Annotated in this window: 16 protein-coding genes and 1 pseudogene; 6 read left to right on the plus strand and 11 right to left on the minus strand. The window is 66.6% G+C overall.

Features of this window, described 5'->3' with window-relative positions:
- Window positions 1-53 precede the first annotated feature (53 nt).
- On the minus strand, window positions 54-281 hold the full coding sequence (locus RIM90_RS10335; protein WP_309060311.1) for a hypothetical protein: 228 nt from the start codon (window positions 279-281) through the stop codon (window positions 54-56).
- Window positions 278-4,951 carry an FtsK/SpoIIIE domain-containing protein gene (locus RIM90_RS10340; protein ID WP_309060312.1) on the minus strand — a complete coding sequence of 1,558 codons (4,674 nt, stop codon included), beginning with the start codon at window positions 4,949-4,951 and terminating at the stop codon, window positions 278-280. The genes RIM90_RS10335 and RIM90_RS10340 overlap by 4 nt, the downstream gene beginning before the upstream one ends.
- Before the next feature lie 328 nt (window positions 4,952-5,279).
- Here RIM90_RS10340 and RIM90_RS10345 point away from each other — a divergent pair, with 328 nt between their 5' ends.
- The 5 genes from RIM90_RS10345 to RIM90_RS10365 all read left to right on the plus strand — a co-directional run bounded on the left by RIM90_RS10345 (window position 5,280) and on the right by RIM90_RS10365 (window position 7,669).
- Entirely contained in the window at window positions 5,280-5,579 is a 300-nt protein-coding gene (locus RIM90_RS10345; RefSeq protein WP_309060313.1) for a WXG100 family type VII secretion target, read from the plus strand.
- A gap of 35 nt (window positions 5,580-5,614) precedes the next feature.
- Complete coding sequence (locus RIM90_RS10350; protein WP_309060314.1) at window positions 5,615-6,193, plus strand: hypothetical protein; 579 nt, start codon at window positions 5,615-5,617, stop codon at window positions 6,191-6,193.
- Window positions 6,194-6,217: 24 nt separating this feature from the next.
- Complete coding sequence (locus RIM90_RS10355; protein WP_309060315.1) at window positions 6,218-6,466, plus strand: hypothetical protein; 249 nt, start codon at window positions 6,218-6,220, stop codon at window positions 6,464-6,466.
- A 136-nt stretch (window positions 6,467-6,602) separates the two neighbouring features.
- Complete coding sequence (locus RIM90_RS10360; protein WP_309060316.1) at window positions 6,603-7,148, plus strand: winged helix-turn-helix domain-containing protein; 546 nt, start codon at window positions 6,603-6,605, stop codon at window positions 7,146-7,148.
- A complete protein-coding gene (locus tag RIM90_RS10365; RefSeq protein WP_309060317.1) occupies window positions 7,073-7,669 on the plus strand; it encodes a transposase in 597 nt (198 codons plus the stop codon). The genes RIM90_RS10360 and RIM90_RS10365 overlap by 76 nt, the downstream gene beginning before the upstream one ends.
- A gap of 16 nt (window positions 7,670-7,685) precedes the next feature.
- On the opposite strand, the gene RIM90_RS10370 is transcribed toward RIM90_RS10365, so the two are convergent.
- Both RIM90_RS10370 and RIM90_RS10375 read right to left on the minus strand, forming a co-directional pair.
- Window positions 7,686-7,901: a heavy-metal-associated domain-containing protein gene (locus tag RIM90_RS10370; RefSeq protein ID WP_309060318.1), complete on the minus strand. Its 216-nt coding sequence runs from the start codon at window positions 7,899-7,901 to the stop codon at window positions 7,686-7,688.
- Window positions 7,898-8,341, minus strand: a complete 444-nt coding sequence (locus RIM90_RS10375; protein WP_309060319.1) for a nuclear transport factor 2 family protein — start codon at window positions 8,339-8,341, stop codon at window positions 7,898-7,900. Before RIM90_RS10375 ends, RIM90_RS10370 begins: the two co-directional genes overlap by 4 nt.
- Window positions 8,342-8,429: 88 nt before the next feature.
- On the opposite strand from RIM90_RS10375, the gene RIM90_RS10380 reads away from it, so the two are divergent.
- A complete protein-coding gene (locus RIM90_RS10380; protein ID WP_309060320.1) occupies window positions 8,430-9,107 on the plus strand; it encodes a TetR/AcrR family transcriptional regulator in 678 nt (225 codons plus the stop codon).
- 136 nt (window positions 9,108-9,243) lie between these two features.
- Here RIM90_RS10380 and RIM90_RS10385 read toward each other — a convergent pair whose 3' ends face one another.
- From RIM90_RS10385 to RIM90_RS10415, 7 genes and pseudogenes are all read right to left on the minus strand, one after another.
- A complete protein-coding gene (locus tag RIM90_RS10385; protein ID WP_309060321.1) occupies window positions 9,244-9,888 on the minus strand; it encodes a hypothetical protein in 645 nt (214 codons plus the stop codon).
- Between the two features lie 66 nt (window positions 9,889-9,954).
- On the minus strand, window positions 9,955-10,548 hold the full coding sequence (locus RIM90_RS10390) for a hypothetical protein (RefSeq protein WP_309060322.1): 594 nt from the start codon (window positions 10,546-10,548) through the stop codon (window positions 9,955-9,957).
- On the minus strand, window positions 10,545-11,180 hold the full coding sequence (locus tag RIM90_RS10395) for a hypothetical protein (protein ID WP_309060323.1): 636 nt from the start codon (window positions 11,178-11,180) through the stop codon (window positions 10,545-10,547). The genes RIM90_RS10390 and RIM90_RS10395 overlap by 4 nt, the downstream gene beginning before the upstream one ends.
- Window positions 11,173-11,553: a hypothetical protein gene (locus RIM90_RS10400; RefSeq protein WP_309060324.1), complete on the minus strand. Its 381-nt coding sequence runs from the start codon at window positions 11,551-11,553 to the stop codon at window positions 11,173-11,175. The genes RIM90_RS10395 and RIM90_RS10400 overlap by 8 nt, the downstream gene beginning before the upstream one ends.
- Before the next feature lie 22 nt (window positions 11,554-11,575).
- The gene (locus RIM90_RS10405; protein WP_309060325.1) at window positions 11,576-12,913 is read right to left on the minus strand and encodes a putative T7SS-secreted protein; all 1,338 of its coding nucleotides are present in this window, start codon (window positions 12,911-12,913) and stop codon (window positions 11,576-11,578) included.
- Complete coding sequence (locus tag RIM90_RS10410) at window positions 12,910-13,215, minus strand: hypothetical protein (RefSeq protein ID WP_309060326.1); 306 nt, start codon at window positions 13,213-13,215, stop codon at window positions 12,910-12,912. Before RIM90_RS10410 ends, RIM90_RS10405 begins: the two co-directional genes overlap by 4 nt.
- 58 nt (window positions 13,216-13,273) lie before the next feature.
- Window positions 13,274-13,815 (minus strand): annotated as a pseudogene (locus RIM90_RS10415) (hypothetical protein); the annotation flags it as partial.

Raw genomic sequence — 13,815 nt, forward strand, 5'->3', positions numbered from 1 at the left:
CCGGCGGCCGGGCCGGTGACCGGTGCGGCGGCCGGAGGCACGGCTGTCGAAGATCAAGTAACCGCGGGAGCGGACTCCGCCGGGTCCTCGGCGGCCGGTTCCCCCCGATCGCCGTACTTCGCGTACAGGGTGCCCGGGCCCACGATCACGGCGAGCGCCATCGCGAGCCCGACCGCCCACAGGAACGGGTACTCCTTGTGCACCCAGCACGACCCGCCCTCGCGGTAGCAGCCGGAGTCCCAGTCACTGCGCCGCTTCGGCCTCGCCGATCCGCCGCTCACCCCGGCACCACGACCGTCCGCAGCTCGCCGTCCCCGAGGTGCAGCATGCCCTTGCCCGGGACGACCTGGCCGCCGACCATGCTGCGGGACAGCCGCAGGCCGATGAGGTCCCCGCTGGAGGACTCCTGCGGGGAGAGCAGGATCCCGCGGCGGGCCTTCTTCGCGTCGACCTGCCAGCCGGAGAAGCCGCTGCACACGTCCTCCTCGTCACCGGCGATGACGAGGGCGAGACCGCGTTCGGCGCCCCGGGAGACGATCTTCTTCAACTGGCTCTCGGCGTCGCAGTCCTCGAGGATCTCGCCGTCGTCGATCAGCACGGCGATCGGTTCGTCGGTCGACGCCTCGTCGATCAGTTCCTCGAAGTCGTCCTCGTCGATGTCGTCGCCGGTGAAGACCTTCAGCACGCCGTCCGTGCCGTCGAGCCGGCGCAGCGGTGACTGCCGGGGAGCGGCGACGACCAGTCGCGTGCCGTGCGCGAGGAAGGACTGGGCGAAGTTCATCAGCACCGTCGAGCGCCCCGACTTGGCCGGCCCGGCGATGACGAACGCCGGTACCCCCTCGGCGAGGTCGGGCCCGAAGCCGACGATCTCGTCGCCACCGATGCCGGCCAGTCCCCACAGCTTGGACCGGGACGCCTCCGGATCGCGCAGCTCCCACGCCTCCGGGAAGGAGATGCGGCTGGGCAGGCTGTCCACCCGGAACGGGCGCCGCGCGCGCGGGACATCGGCGTCGCGGGCGGTCGCCGCCTCGCCGATCGCGGCCAGCGCGGCCGCCTGCCCCTGACCGGTGGTGTCCTCGGCGAGCAGCGCGAACTGCGTCTCCGTACCGGCCTCGTTGCGGAAGGCACGGCCCGGCGGAATCTCCTCCGGCACCTTGCGGGCCGGGATGCCGAGCGAGGAGAAGTCGCTGCGGTCGGCCAGGCGCAGCCCGTACTTGTCCTCGGTGAGGGTCGCGATCCGGCCGACGAGCAGGGTGCGGTCGCCGGTGAGGACGAGGTGGATGCCGACGCTGGCGCCCTCGCGCATCATCGTCTGCAGCTCGTCGGTCAGCGAACCGTGGTCGATCTCGCCGAGCGTGGGCACCCAGCCCTCCCAGCGGTCCAGCAGCACCACGATGTGCGGCAGCCGCTCGTCCTCGGCGACCGCGGCCCGCTGCTCGCCGATGTCCGCGAACCCCTTGTCGGCCAACAGGTCCTGGCGGCGGGACAGTTCGCCCTTCAGCCGGTTGACGAGCCGGATCACCCGCTCGGTCTGGTTGCGGGCGACGACCGCGCCGCAGTGCGGCAGCCGGGTCAGCGCGTTGAGGGCGCCGTTGCCGCAGTCGATGCCGTACAGGTGGACGTCGGCGACGGAGTGGGTGCGGGCGAGGGAGCCCGCGATGGTGCGCAGCACCTGGGAGCGGCCGCTGCGCGGGGCACCGCCGATCATCAGGTGGCCGAAGGTGGCGAAGTCCACGACGACCGGGCGGCGGGCCTGGTCGGCCGGCAGGTCCTCGATGCCGTAGGGAGCGGGCGGCAGCTTGCCCGGCGCGAGCGCGACGGCCGGCACCTCGACGTCGTCGAGCAGCAGCGTCTCGTCCAGCGCGGGCAGCCACGGGCTGTGCTGGGCCGGGATGCCGAGCGAGCTGTTGGCGTCGCGCACGGCGTCCACGAGCACCTTCAGGTCGGTGATCTCGTCGTCCTCGCGGGCCTCGGACTTCGGCTTGGTCAGCGCGGCCCGCCCCAGGTCCTCCCAGGCCAGCGGGCCCACCCAGGGCGCGAGCGCCGCCGGGTCCGCCGCACCGGGCCGGCGGCCACCGACCCGGCCCGACTGGAACGGCACCAGGGAGGCATGGCCCAGCCGGGCGTAGGCGCGGCCCGGGGTGCTCTTCGCGATGTGCCCGGCCTCGGGGGAGTCGATGACGTCCGTCGACTCACCGGCGTCCGTCACGCGCAGCGCGATACGGAGGTTGGTGTTGGCGCGGATCTCGGGGGACACGACACCGCTCGGCCGCTGCGTGGCGAGCAGCAGGTGGATGCCGAGGGAACGGCCTCGCTGGGCGATGTTCACCAGACCCGTGACGAAGTCGGGCAGGTCGCGCACCATCGAGGCGAACTCGTCGATGACGATGAGGAGCCGCGGCACGGGCGCGTGCGAGGGGTCCCGCCGCACCAGATCCTGATAGTCCTCGATGTCCTTGGCGTCCGCGGCGGCCAGGATGTGCTCGCGCCGCTTCAGCTCCGCGCCCAGCGACTCCAGCGCGCGCTCCACGAGGTGGGCGTCGAGGTCGGTCACCATGCCGACGGTGTGCGGCAGCTTGACGCAGTCCTTGAACGCGGAACCGCCCTTGTAGTCGACCAGGACGAAGGTCATGTTCTCGGGCGTGTTCGCCACCGCCAGCGCCGCCACGATGGTCTGCAGCAGCTCCGACTTACCGGAACCGGTCGTACCGGCGATCAGACCGTGCGGCCCGTCCTTGCGGATGTCGATGCCGAACGGCCCGTCGTACGACTCACCGATCACCGCCAGCGTCGACTGCCCGCCCATCCGCCAGCGCGCCACGATCGCGTCGCTCGTCGGCGGCTCCAGCTGCAGCACGTCCAGCAGCCGGCTGGAACCGGGCAGCGCCGAGTCCTCGGTCTCCCCGCTGATGTCCCGCAGCGGCGACAGCGAGCGGGCCAGCCGCAGACACCAGGCCGGCGACACGAAGTCGGGCCGTACGTCCTTCAGACGCTCCGCGCCCGCCTCCTCGACGCGCAGCCGCAGCTTGCCGGGCGCGTCGGCGCGGCTGGGCTCGGCGGCGGTGCCGGTGTGCCAGGCCTGGAAGGAGGGGAACCCGCCACCGGCCTGCTGGGGCCGGACGTGCTGCTGCTGTTGTCCCCGGTCGTGCTCCTCGGCCTTGGGCTCGGCGACGACGAACGCCTGGCACTCACCCGGCAGGAACCGCTCCTCGGCGTCCAGGCAGAGGGCGTACACGGACACGGACGGCCCCTCGCGCAGCAGCCGCACCACACCGGGGAGCGACCGCAGCCGCCGCGAGCCGTCCCAGACGACGACGATGTCCGGATCGCTGAACGTCGTGCCCTGGGACCGGTTCTGCTCGGCGGCCTTCTTGCGGGCGTCGAGGATCTGCGTGAGCTCGCCGATGCGGGCGCCGACGGTCTCGGCGTCGTTGCCGATGAGGACGTTGACGTCCTGCCCCGCGGCGGGCCGGGCGTGCGGCAGCCACCGCACCCAGTCCCACGACTGCCGGGCGGAGTTCTCACTGAGGACGTAGAACTGCACGTCCATCGGGCTGTGCAGCGCGGCGGTCTGCGCGACGGCCCACCGCCCGAGGGCACGCGCGGAATCACCCGGCCCGGCCACGCCGATGACGCCGAGGGCGCGCAGGTTCAGCGCGACGGGGGCGTCCTCGATCTTCCAGGTCACCTGGCGGCGGTGATCGTCCTGCTCGGGGTCGTCGAGCACGACCTCGGAGGGCAGCCGCCCGGTGCCGAACCGGAGCAGCAGGTGATCCCGGTCGGTACGCCGCCGCTCCCACAGCCGGGTCCGCGGCCCGGTGCCGAGCGACAGCACGGTCGCCGGATCGGGGATCGCGTGCCGCCGGTCGTTCCGCTCCTGGACCAGCGCCTCCTGGGCGTCCTTCTCGATCCGCTCCTTCTGCTCCTCGTACTCCTTGACCTGCTTGGCGTGCGACTTGCGGCCGTGCTTCTTGTCGTTGAAGTAGTTGGCGAAGAGCAGGACGGGGCTGAGCGCCGCCATGATCAGGTAGTACCAGCGCTGGAAGATCAGCACCGCGACCACGGCACCGACGAGCGGCGTCAGCGCCATCAGCCAGGGCAGCGGCCGCGCCTCGTACTCGCGGGGGGCCGAGGGCAGCCGGAAGTTCGTCCGCCGCTCGGCCGGACGCAGCCGGGGCGGCCGGTTGTAGTCGAGCCCCAACCCGTCGTCGGACCACTTGAGGGCGGCGTTCGGGGGCGTGTAGCGGACGAGTTCGAGCAGCGAGTTCCCGACCCCGATCTGCCCGCCGAGCGGCCAGTCGCGCTTGCCGGAGGCCGTCCCGTCACCACCGTCCTGGCCCCTGCCCGCGCGCCCGCCCCTGTCCTTCCTCTTCTTCCCCTTCCTCTTCTTCTTGCCCTTGTCCTCCTCGGTGTCCTCCGGCTCCGCCATGGACGTGCCGTCGAGGGTGACGTCCTCCGCGTCGCAGTGGAGGGTGACCTGGCAGGTCCCGTCGGTGGCGACGGAGAGGGTGAGGGCGCGGGCGTCGACCTCGGGATCGTCGATGCGGAGGGTGGAGGCCGGACCGCTGCCGATGTCGTACCGCCCGACCCCGAGCCGGTGCACGATCCCGGCGGCGGGCCCGCCGACGACACGCAGCTCGACGAGCCCGGTGGGCTCACCGGGCAGGCACCCGGAGGGGTCCTGGAGCGACACCACGGCCCCGTCGCGCAGCGGCGACCCGACGACGGTGGCGGAGGGATCGACGGCGTACCCGTCCACGTACACCAGGGGCGCGTTGCCGGCGGGAGTCCGCCCCTGATGCCCGATGGGAACGACCTGAGCCCCGCTGTGCCCGACCTGCGCGGCCAGTTCCTGTGCGATGTCCCCGACGGTGGACTCGGGATCGGCATCGAGCACGACGTCGGCGGCGTCCCCGCCGAAGGGATCGACGACGGTCAGAGTCAGGCGCACGCTTGTCCTCCCCAGGCCCTGTGGCCGCTTCCACCCCGCGAGTCACAGTCCCCGCGACGATATCCGCTCACGCTCGGGCGGCGGCAACGGGGAGGCGCCGTGACGTTCCCGATGGCAACGGCGTACACGACTTCGCGCCGGCGCCTTCACAAAGCGGGGATGTGACACCACAGTTCACCGCCGTAAGCTGCTGCCGCAAGAGTGGACGATCACACCGGTTGCCCCGTGCGACTCCTGTGCCGCAGGGGATGCGACGGCGGACCGGTCGTTCCGCAAACAAGGGAGCCACGGGGGTTGGCCCTGCGGCGTTGCGAGAGGAAGCGGCTTCATGGCCAAGGACCTTGACATCACATATCAGGACATGCGGGAAGCGGCCAAGCATGTCGTGAAGGAGAAGGAGAAGCTCCAGGAGAAGCTGGACGCCCTCCGCAAGTACATCAACAACCTGGTCAACTCCGGCTACGTCACGAAGAGCTCGTCGAAGGCCTTCGACGAGAACTTCGACGAGTTCACCAACGGCGCGAAGACCACGCTGGACGGCCTGGACGGCATGGGCGACTACCTGACCATGGCCGCCGACAAGTTCGAGCAGATCGACGACGAACTGGCGAAGGCGGCCCGCAGGTAATCTCCGCCTGAAGAAGTCGCGGCGGTGCGGCGGGTGTGATCGGCGCGCCGCGCCGTCGCGTGCCGGCGGAACGGACAGGCGGACATGAGTGGCATGGTGGACGACGAGACGCGGCGGAGGAGGGCGAAACGCCCCCCACGCCGGCGGTCTGCGTCGGCTGCTACGTGCTCGCCGTGATCATCGGGATGTATCTCCTGGTGGACAATGCCGGAACGCTCGTGCAGATCCTGCTGTGGAACGTGCAGGCGGTGCTGCTCGTCCTTTTGCTCCGCAAGCTGGGTGCCCGGGAGTCCAGTGGGTATGCGATGTTGTTCGTCGTGGCAACGTCGCTGATGTCCGTCTACGTCGGGGACATGGCGCGTGACGACCTCACGCTGCAGCACCGGGGAGAGAGGGTCACGGTGACGGTCGTCAAGGAGTGGCGCGACCCTCCCCAGGGGCGCAAGGCCAGGGAGTACAACCACGCCCTGGAACGGCAGGACGGTAGCAAGGTCCCGGGCCCGGCCGTGAAGACGCCCTCCGACGTTTGCGATGTCGGTCAAGTGGTGACGGTGTTCGAGGATCCTGAGGGAGAACTTCGTCCTCGGACACCGCGAAGCGGTGCGACGCGCTGAAGGGTCCGGGGGGCCGCGCGCAAGGTGTACAAGCGGGCCACCAGCGACCACTCCACGCAGGAGGAGCAGGAGGAGAGGTTGCGCGAGGCCCTGCGCACCTCCCCGTCCGACCGCCGCGGCTACATCGAGGTGGCGCCCGAGGAGTACCCCGATGTCCCGCACCGTCGCGCCGCCCGGATCGCCTGGGAGACGGGGCTGCGCGCGGAGGCGGTGGGCAACCGGGGCTCGTGGCGCTTCGGCGAGAAGGTGGTCGAGGAGGTCCCGCACGACTGAACTGCGGCCACGGACGCTGAACGCGTCGGGCAGGTGTCCGGTCGGCCGGGCCCTGTCAGCTAGAGATCTTCAAGTGTCGGGGTTATGTCGAGCGCGGGGTGGTGACGGCTGACGTAGCGTCGGCTATGCCGGTTCCATGAGGTATCCCGACGGTGGTGGTCTGACCGCTGCGGAACGGACTCGGCGGGAGCGGGTGCGGTTCACAGCAGCCGAGATGTTCGCCCAAGGGGCGAGCGAGCCGGAGGTTGCCCGGCAATTCAGAGTCTCAAGGATGTCGGCGAACCGCTGGCATCGGGCCTTCACCGAAGGCGGCGTCGAGGCGCTGGCCTCGAAGGGGCCGGGCGGCGCGCGCTGCAAGCTCGACGAGGCCCAGTTACGGGCCCTGGAGCAGGAACTGGAGGCCGGGCCTGCCGCGCACGGCTGGGATGAGGACCAGTGCTGGACCCTTGCGCGGATCACCGAGCTGATCGAGGCGAAGTTCGGTGTCGGCTACACCCTCGGCGGGATGGACGCCCTGCTGCACCGTATCGGCTGGAGCGTGCAGGTCCCCGCCAGGCGGACCGCCGAACGCGATGAGGAGAAGATCGCCGCCTGGAGGGACGAGCAGTGGCCCGTCATAAAAGGACGGCGGCGGACCTTGGGGCTTGGCTGTGCTTCGAGGACGAGGCAGGCCAGGGCCTGAGGCCGCCCAAGGGCCGCACCTGGGGTCGGCGTGGCCGCACCCCGCTGGTGCGGGTTTGCGCCGCTGGCTCCGGCCGTATTTCGCTGGCCGGTCTGGTTGCCACTCGCCCCGGCCGGGCGCTGCGGCTCATCTACCGCACCCGCCTGCACCGCGGCCGCAAGGGCGAGAAGAAGGGTTTCACCGAGACCGACTACGCGCGATTACTCGACGCCGCCCATCAGCAGCTCGGCGGCCCGATCGTCCTGATCTGGGACAATCTGAACACTCACCGCAGCAAGGCCATGCAGCAGCTGATCGCTGCCCGGCCGTGGCTGGTCGTCTACCGACTGCCCTCCTATGCGCCGGAACTCAACCCGGTGGAGGCCGTGTGGTCCCACCTGAAGCGATCCCTTGCCAACCTCGCCAAGCGGACCCTCGACCAGCTCGCCAGGATCGTGAAGACCCGCCTCAAACGGATGCAGTACCGTCCCGCCCTCATCGCCGGATTCATCACCAAGACCGGCCTCGAGCAGCCGCCATAACACCAGCTGAAGGTCTCTAGCCAAACCGGTCATCGAGTTCGTAGCCGGCTTCCTCGACCGCAGCGCGCACGTCTGCTATGTCGAGATCCCTGTCGATGGTCACCGTGACCGTGCCGCTCTCGACGTTCACCGCCACGGCGGTGACGCCGGCGACGTGTTCGATCTCCTCGGTGACAAAGCCTGCGCAGTGGTCGCAGACCATTCCGCTCACGGTGTAGGTGCTCTCGGTCACGCCGGCCGCACCTGCCCCTCGGACACTTCTGACGTCGCCTGTCCCGGGCCGGCGTCCGCTGGGAGGGTGCGGGTGAGTATGTGTGCCTGGCGCATCCGCCCGTCATCCGTGAACTGGGCGAACATGTGCGTCTCGATGGCGAGGGCTCTCTTGCGGTTCTGTACATACAAGGTGGACCGGACGGCGATCCGATCCCCATCCACCAGTGCTTCGTGCACATCCCAGCGGCCGCTGGGCCGGTTCTTGCGCACCGGGCGAGTGTGCGCGATGAGCTTGTCCCGGTCCATCCGGTGTCCGTCGGCGATCTGGACGATGTCCGGTGTGTGATAGCGGTCGACGATCAGTCCCGGGTCCTCGTCGCTGTCCAGGAGGTCGTTGTGGAAGGACGCATAGAAATCGGCGATGAACTGTTTGGGGTCGGTGTCGTTGAACGGACTCATGGTGCTCCCGTCACGCTGCTGGTCGGCGTACTACCTCTTACAGTCTGTAAGATATGCACCCTCCCGTAATCTTTACAAGGTGTAAGAAATGACTCCTCGTCAGGCGCCGCATCGGCGTGCCGACGCCCAGCGCAGCAGGGCCGCCATCCTGGACGCGGCGGTCCGGCTCCTGAACGCCCATCCCGACACCAGCGTCGAAGCCATCGCCACCGCCGCAGGCGTGACTCGCCAGACCGTCTACGCCCACTTCCCCTCGCGGGAACAACTGCTGACAGCAGCCCTCGACCGGATCACCGAGGAAGCGGTCGCCGCGATGGACGCCGCCGGCCTTGACACGGGACCTGCTGCGGGCGCCCTGCTGCGACTGCTCGATGCCAGCAACCGGACAGCGGGGCGATACCCCGTCCTGCTCCAGAAGATCAGCCTGCTGTCCGTTGATCCGCACACCGACCACGAACGCCACGCGCCGGTCGCCGACCGGCTGAAGCGGGTGATCCAGCGCGGCCAGGAGGCCGGGGAATTCGACGGCAGACTCTCACCGGACTGGCTCGTCGCTGTCACCATCAACCTCGGCCACGCTGCGAGCGGCGAGGTAGATGCCGGCCGGATGTCCAGCGAGGAGGCAGCGGAAGCACTCCACACCAGTCTGCTCCGCGCGTTGGGCGCAGTCGCGCCGACAGGAACCCCGACACGAGAGGAGGGCGTCCCTCCGGCTGGCAGCGCCGCCAAAGCCAGGGGTGCGAAGTTCCGCAATCCTCAGAAATGACAGAGGACCTCCAGCTGCCCTAACGCCAACCTTTGAAGGTCTCTATCGGGAAGGGGCTGCCGGAGCACGTGCATGGGGAGGTCGCTGCGGAGCTCTTCCGTATCGACTCGCAACCAGGATCCGTCACGGAAACGGATCAGCAGCATCCTTGTCTCGAACTCACCGGAGAAGGGGTCCACGAGGGCCGCTTCGGCGGCAGGAAGGCGGCGACGATCTGCAGGTGCTTCTCCCGTCCCACGCTGACGCGCCGCGGTGGAGCCGCCAGGACGATCCCCTCCCGGGTCGCGAGCAGAAGCCGCTGGTGGTGGGTCGAGTGGCTGTACCACCGCAGGAGGAACTGCCCGGCGTCGCCCTGCCAGTTCCCGTCGAAGACCTTGTCGAGGCCTTGTTGGGCGATGATGGCGTCCCGGCGCTTGTCCTCCTCCTCCTCCTCCTTGGCCCGCCACCGTTCCTTTTCCTCCTTCGTGCCGAGGGCCCGCTTGACGGCTCCTTCCGCGTCGGACAGAAGGCTCAACAGCATGAGGAGGGGGACGAACGGCGCACCGAGCACCGCGTCGATCATGCCCAGCAGGGGCAGTACGACAGGGCGGAGACGGGGGTTGCCCGCAGTGTGCAGCACGTCCGCCGGGAGCTGCTGGATCTTGTCGATCCAGCACCATTCCCCCGCTTCGGCGTGGATGCCAAGGAGGTCCGTCGCCACGCGCTGCTTGCCGACGCGGAACAGAATCAGTGTGTCGAGAGCGTAGGCGAAGGGATCGGCGACGTATCCCTCCACGTACACCAGAGTTGCGTTGCCGACGGGGGGTCTGTTCCTGATACCCCATGGGAATGACTTGGGCCCGTCAGGTCATTCCGGATTGGGATTGAGCCAGATACTGCGGGCGAAGTCGTCGAAGACATCCAGGTTCGTGGCCAACCAGCCGACTTCGTCAGTCACCGTGCGGATCGAGGCATACATCTGGTGTTCCTCGGACCACCAACCGTAATTGAGGGAGACCCCCAAGCCGTCTTCGTCACCGAAATACCGAAGGCAACGCAGTCCCGAACCTATCCGGTCGGAATCGAACTCCACAACGTCGGGTGGGCGGTTCGGGTTTGTCTCGGATGCCTGGACAACGCTGCGAAGCTCTTTCTCCCGATCCCCGCCTTCCGGTTGAACGGCCAGGGCGTAGACGGGTTGCGGAACCCTGCGCGGATCGCCGCCGTAGAGAAACACCTGATGCGCTGGAATGCTGGGGTGCGGATGAGCTTCGACCAGGAGTCGGAAACTACGCGCAAGCGCATCGCGGTTGGGGCTTCGCCACCACTTCTTGTGGCGTCGGTACATGATCTCAGCGCAGGTGGCCGACCATTCATCGATCTCACTCTGATGGAGATCTGTCCAGTGAAGTGGCATGAGAAACCACTCAGTTGGATCTGCCTCGGTTTCGAAGAAAATCACTCGTAACTCCAGCGGAAGGTCATCATGACGGCATCGAACAGGTCGACGAGAGCGGAGGAGTATTCACTGTCAGGGTTTCCGTCGCCGACAGTGCTGAATGTGATCGCCAACCAGCGAGGGAACGGGCTACCAGGGAGGGGGAGTATGTACTCGACACGCCGGGAAGGGAACTCAATTTCGGATCTTTCCGGAGGTGGGACGACCCGCTCGATCCTAGTTCCGGATGATCCGTCGACAGTTACGGTCTCGCTCTGTCCGCGCTCTGCTGCCACACCGCTGAGTACTTGGTCCGGATGAAAGCCGGCACCGGTTGCAGAAATCGGTTCCGAAACGACGAATGATGCTGGAACGACACTGCCGCGGACACGTTCAACAGGCAAATACAGCATCATTCCGTTTGCTCTGCTAGCTTTTCTTGCCGCCTTTCTCAGTTGCTTGAAGAGTTCCATTCGGACCTTGCTCACGTCATCTCTGGGAAGATCTTTTGGGAGCTGATCGATGGATTTGTCGACAAGAGCCAGGACTGAATCGTTCACGACCTCCTCATGGAGGTCAATTTTTCCCCACCCGGGTGGAAGAACCAAGTTGAAACCAGTGGGAACCGGCGATCGTGTCAATCTCTGTTCAGTCACGACGAAGTCTCTCTGTAATCCATGACCCGAGGGTGAGCAGGGGGATCAGGGGAGCTGCAAAGACGCCTGCCCAGACACCGGTTACCCAAGCGGCCAGAAAGAGGCCAGATGAATAAATGAACACTTCCGTGAGGCCTTCAGGGCGACGCGATGGAAGCGGATGCCTGAAGAAGAGCCCCAGCAAAGTGAGGATGGCTGCAGCCACAATGATGCGCTGAAGCCAGTAGACGACATCCTTCGCAGAGGACGGAAGAGCACCTGCGATCATCACCAGGAAGATGGAAGACATCCCAATGATGAGACACAGCTTCGCCAGCGCGGTCGGTCCTTCACCCAGACGACCGTAACTTCGGTTTTGTCGGTTCGAACTCATGCTGCTTCTTCCTCGTGTTCAACTACCAGTGGGTGTCCTCTGGCAGCTTGCCGGTTTCGCCCTTGAAGTTCTCGTAGGTCTCATTGAATGGTTTGTCCGGGAAAACGGGGCTCTCGCCGAGTGTCTTGTCGGTGACATCCGCGGTCGCGCCCGTCACTGCGGCGCCCACCGCGACCTTGTAGTAGGTCTCCGACTTCCCCACGGCTGCAGCAGCGTCGGGAAAGGTTTCGCTGTTCCGGCGGATGCCGTTGATGAGGGAGCGGGCCTCAGAATCTCCGAACCCGAGTCGCTCGAGGTGGCTGGGACGCAGAGGCGTCTCGTCGGCAACGCGCCCAGCGTTCTGGGACATCTCTTTCCGCATGCGATTCAGCGTCTGGCGCCCGAACTCCCGGAGACCGTCATCGCTGGTTGTAGCCATGACACGAGTGATCTCGTTCCGCGCAGACCTGCTGGCGCGCAGTGCTTCTTTGAGTCGTTGCGTCCGCTGCGCCTTGGAGGCTGTGTTGACGGCCTTGCTCGCCATCTTCAACTTGGCAAGCATCTTGGTTCCCGCTGCAAAGGCAACCAGTCCGACGCAGTCCATCAGCACTTCGGTGAGGCTTGCTTCCCCAGCAAGGAAAAGGATGAAACGGGATGCTGCGATGAAGATGGACAACCCGAGAGCAATCGCACCGATGAAGGGGCCGATAATAGGAATGAAGGCAAGGAAAGGCGCAAGAGTCCCTAGGACCGAGGCGGCCCAGCCGAGAGCGTCGAGAACCCATTTGATCTTGTCGATGTTGTCATGGATCCAGCCTTTGACATCATCCCAGAAGCTGTCCTCGATGATGTCGTCGATCTCGTCACGGATCTTTCCGGCATAGTGTGCTGCGCGGTCATCCCGATCCCCCACGATGCCACCGAGTTTGACTCGGTACTCATGGAGAGGGTCGCCTTCGGTGCCACTGGTCGAAGGGTTCGGCGTACCTTCCTCGTTTGATTCCTTCTTGGTCTTCTCGGCGTCGAGTTGCTCTTGTTCCCTCTTCGCGTTGGTGAGGACCTTGTCGGCTTCCGTCTGGAAGCCCTCAAGCTCATTGGCCCATTTCGTCAGATGAACATGAACGCGTTCATAGCGACTGGCGACTTCACGAAGATGCTTCTCGAGCACTTCGGACTCTTCGCGCAGTTTTCCCGCGTACTTCCCCTTCAGTTCGTCGTCGTTTTTGATCTTGCGTAGGCGCTCGGCTTGATCCCGGAGGGTGGTTGCCACGCTCTTCATGTGCGTGACTTCATCGCGGATTTCTTCCGGATCTCCCGGAACAGGATCGGACTCGGCGAGCGGGTGCCAGTCTCGAGGGCGTGGTTTCGAGGAAGCGCTCACTTGCTCTTCCTTGCTTTCTTCAGTTCCTTTGCAAGTGCTGCATCAGCCCCAGTGAAGCCGTTGATGGTATTGGTGACGAGCTTTCCAACGCTGTCCAGGCTCTCGATCATTTTGCCGCGATAGTCATCCCAATTGTCCACGAATTTGCCCATTGCTTCACTTATCTCGCTGCTGCCCCAGTGGGGGCGCATGTCGTCCTTCCTGTTTCCTATGTCCTTCAGGTCCTTCTGGATCTTGCTCAGGGCGGACTCCGATTCCACAAGAAGGTCGACGTTGACGATGAGATCTGGATCGCCTGCCATGGCCCTGCTGGTCTCCCGTGAAGAGTGTCACTGATGCGGTGGACGGTACTGTGCAGGCCTAGCGATTGACGGCCTGAATTTCCTGGACGGTGACGTCCTGATCATTGCCGAAGGTCCCGTCGGGCAGATCACCGCCGGCGCCGCCTGTGCCTTCCCAGGTGATGTCCCAGGTGACGGTGGCCTGGAGCTTGAAGGTCCCGTCGCCGGAGGAGCGCAGGTACTTGATGCCGCAGGGCGGGGTCTCGTCGGCCTTGCCCTTGGCGTATGGCTCACCGATGGAGCCGTCGTCGTTGATGGTGCACTCGCCCGATGCCGGATACATCTCCGCGTCGGGTGTACCGGGTTCCAGCTTCAGTGAGACGGGCTTGGCGGTGGTCGTGGCCTGGATGTTCAGACCGCCCACGTCGATCGCGGCGGTCACCGAGACCTCCTTGAACTTGGCCTTGTCGAGCCAGGCCCAGGTCGGGAGGTTCACCTTGGTGGTCTCCGTGGGGGCGAGAGTGACCTCGGTGGTGGGGAGCTGTACGCGGTTGTAGGCCAGTTCGGCCAGGACCTGGGGAGTGACCGCGTTCTCGACGTCCGGCACGTCACCGTTCTCCA

Origin of the sequence: Streptomyces sp., from assembly GCF_031181555.1 — a bacterium.
GTDB lineage: Bacteria > Actinomycetota > Actinomycetes > Streptomycetales > Streptomycetaceae > Streptomyces > Streptomyces fimbriatus.

Coding starts and splice junctions, on each gene's coding strand:
- RIM90_RS10345 (WP_309060313.1), top strand. CDS start 5,280: ATGGCCAAGGACCTTGACATCACATATCAGGACATGCGGGAAGCGGCC.
- RIM90_RS10360 (WP_309060316.1), top strand. CDS start 6,603: ATGAGGTATCCCGACGGTGGTGGTCTGACCGCTGCGGAACGGACTCGG.
- RIM90_RS10375 (WP_309060319.1), bottom strand. CDS start 8,341: ATGAGTCCGTTCAACGACACCGACCCCAAACAGTTCATCGCCGATTTC.
- RIM90_RS10380 (WP_309060320.1), top strand. CDS start 8,430: ATGACTCCTCGTCAGGCGCCGCATCGGCGTGCCGACGCCCAGCGCAGC.
- RIM90_RS10400 (WP_309060324.1), bottom strand. CDS start 11,553: ATGAGTTCGAACCGACAAAACCGAAGTTACGGTCGTCTGGGTGAAGGA.
- RIM90_RS10410 (WP_309060326.1), bottom strand. CDS start 13,215: ATGGCAGGCGATCCAGATCTCATCGTCAACGTCGACCTTCTTGTGGAA.